Genomic DNA, 3,048 nt, shown 5'->3' on the forward strand with positions numbered 1-3,048 from the left:
TTTTCAAATTTCATCATGCCCTTACGTATTTTTAAGGGCATTATTTTATACAAGGGCTTTTTTATTTCCTAGTTTTGAAAGAGCTCTATTGATCACATCTTAAGTATTGCCTTTTCTTTGTAAAGACTTTGAGTCATTACGGAAAAATTCATTTCTCCTGTTATTTCGAAGTCTTATTTCCGGAGGTTTTTCCATAAACTGATTACCTTTTCGATCTCTTATCGCTTTCAAACGATTGCAACCACCTTTTCCCTTTCCACCTTTCTGCTTAGACATATAGGCTAAACATGCGGATGCTAATCCAAACGTTATTACAGATCCATATGTAATTTTTCTAACCGCTTCTCTTCCTTTCTCCGGAGTCCATTTTTCCTCTAGATATTTTGTAGTCTGATTTAATAAAGGATCCAAACTTATCGATTGTATATTGACAGTTGCCAGCATCTGTAGTTCTACTGTTGTTGATTTACGTGTATTTTCTGGAAGGGTCCAACGGGTCATTAGATAAGTGTGATAATCACGCTCCAAAGAATTAAGCTTTTCAAGCTCTTTTTTCAGCAGGTCTTCCTTTTCATTTTTTGTATAAATCAATATTTTATTAAGAGTTGGTTTTTGTTTAGTTAAAAGATACTCTACAAAAGAATAAGAGATCTGATAGTTTTGTCTAGTTGCTTCTATAATATCTTTTATACGAACGAGTCCCTTCTCTATTAGGGTTCTTTTAACACTTTCCGCCAAAAAATTCTTGGGAATTAATACATACGAAAGACCTTCATTCAACCAGTCAAGTCTCCCATATTTTCCAAATTTATCCATTGGATGATTCACTTTAAGACCAGCATGCAAATGAAGCAAGATATGGTTAAATTCATGCTCTAAATTCCAAAGTTCATTGTTTTTTACATAGATAGCAGCGGTTGGAATGCATAAGGGCCCCACGTAAGAACATTCGGTTACACCTCCGTTTCCTGTAGATTTTTCAAGCAAAACATAATTAAAAATCTCATATAAACGATTACTACTTGCAACATATAAATTGCATTTAATCTCTTGAGAATTGATATCTAATACGGATCCAAACTCTTTTATAAAATGAGAGTAAGTATCTTGGAGCTTGCCGTGAATCTGTTTCATTAGATCATGGTTCCAATCTACAGCAGAGGTGACATTAACCTTTATAGGTTTTATAGAGATCTCTTTTTGATAGGGATATATATCTTTAACGGTGGTTTTTTTGCAAAATGGAAATAAAGACACAAGATTTTTTTCTCTAATCGATTTGATTATTAAATAAGATAATTGTTTTACAATTCTTTCCTCTTTGGACGTTAATCCTTTAAAAAGGCTGTCAAAACCTTGTTTTAGTTTATCAACAATCTCATCTTTGAATGCGGTGTCTTTAGTGGCGTGTAGTATGTCTTCAAAAGACATCAAAGCGTTTCTGATAAAATAATATTCGCTTTTTTCTTTTGATTCTTTACATAAGTTAAAAGTTTTTTCTATTACCGCAAACAAGTCCTGTTTGACTATACACCCGTCATCTAAACATTTTTCAATAAATTGATATTTAAATAACGCATTAGCATATTTGTACACAATATTTTGTATCTCTTCGTTAGAACTCGACAGGATTTCCTTTAATTTGATTAGGTAAATTTTAGCTTGGCTAAGATCGTTAAAACCAATAAGATTTTTTAAATTGAAGGAGGATACGCCAACCCAATTTTTAAAACATAAAAACCGCATTTCAGTTGTAATGGGAGTTCTTGAGAAAAAATTACCAACCTTTTCTAAAGTACCTTTCATTATTTCCATATTTTTAGAATCAAAATGTGTACTGCACTGATATTCATAAATAACTTTGAGCGCTTTGGTCAAATCTTCCCATTGCGCTTTGGTCGAATCTTCCCTTTCTTTTTTCCCTTCGCTCTGGTGGAGCAATTCTGGCTTTAGCAGAATTTGATCGATTGTCTTTTTAGCATCGGTTAAAACCCCTGGGTAGAATTCATTTTCTCCTAACCCTTCAAGAGATTTGGGGCTATTATCTTGAGGATCGTTATGAGTACCGGCTGGGTGATCATTTATATTGACAAGCTTCATCAATTTCTCAAATCTACTAGGAGGAACTGTTGAAAGAGAACGCTTTGTACGAAAGCTGTGCTTTGAAGCTGTAAAATTTCTCATTTTAACTACTTCATCTACTTTTTCTATTGTTTGATTTTGATCAAGGAAAACCATCGACTGATTGTTATTACTGTTTGCATGAAGAAAATTCATTCCATGCATTGTACTTATATTTAAAAGAAGATTTGTAGAATTCATTTTTTTATACCTAAAGTAAAATTATTTATTAAAAAATAGTATAGATATGAACCGTAATTTCATTTAATTATAAAAATCTCTTAGTTAAGACAGAGAACTATTCAGTAATTAGCTAGAAACCTCAACAATCATTTTTTATTTTAAGCTCGATATATAAACGGCATTCATATCCCATACTATCTATAAGAGCACACTAGTCAGAACTACTTAATTGTGTAAACAGGTAAAGTATTTTCTATTAATTTAAATCTCGATTGAGATATCCATTTTCTGTCGCTAGAAGAACTTGCGTTCATTCTCTTTCAGGCTCCTAAGATAAAAACTTCTTCTACTGAAATTAGGAAATCACTCTTGATTTAATTTATTAAGGATATTATTATAATCATTATAAGATGTTTTTCTTTATAAAGGATATAATAATGACTGTATTTATGTTAACACCATGGGAAATTCAAAAACACATTGCAAAACAAGCACAAGAAAAGCGCTTATCTCTTAACTTTAGTCAGCAAACCTTATCAGACCGCTCTGGAGTCAGTTTTGGGGTGCTGAAAAAGTTTGAACAGACAGGAAAGATATCTCTTGAGTCCCTTCTTAAAATTGCACTTGTGTTAGGAACACTTGAACCTATCTTGAATTAAATTTACTGTTTTAAAGATACTTGCCGACTTAAGAAATTCATCCAATATCCCAGTAGTCCAAACATTAATAGTCCGTTCCAATATA

General features: G+C 32.2%; 2 protein-coding genes. One reads left to right on the forward strand and one right to left on the reverse strand.

All coding sequences use genetic code 11. The features are described 5' to 3' along the window. Positions 1 to 99 precede the first annotated feature (99 nt). On the reverse strand, positions 100 to 2,322 hold the full coding sequence (locus tag RHOW815_RS07490) for a collagenase (RefSeq protein WP_215217695.1): 2,223 nt from the start codon (positions 2,320 to 2,322) through the stop codon (positions 100 to 102). A 419-nt stretch (positions 2,323 to 2,741) separates the two neighbouring features. Between RHOW815_RS07490 and RHOW815_RS07495 the strand changes: the two genes are divergently transcribed. Then, the gene (locus RHOW815_RS07495) at positions 2,742 to 2,963 is read left to right on the forward strand and encodes a helix-turn-helix domain-containing protein (RefSeq protein WP_215217696.1); all 222 of its coding nucleotides are present in this window, start codon (positions 2,742 to 2,744) and stop codon (positions 2,961 to 2,963) included. Positions 2,964 to 3,048 lie beyond the last annotated feature (85 nt).

Origin of the sequence: Candidatus Rhabdochlamydia sp. W815 (assembly GCF_018642185.1) — a bacterium.
Classification (GTDB): Bacteria; Chlamydiota; Chlamydiia; order Chlamydiales; family Rhabdochlamydiaceae; genus Rhabdochlamydia; species Rhabdochlamydia oedothoracis.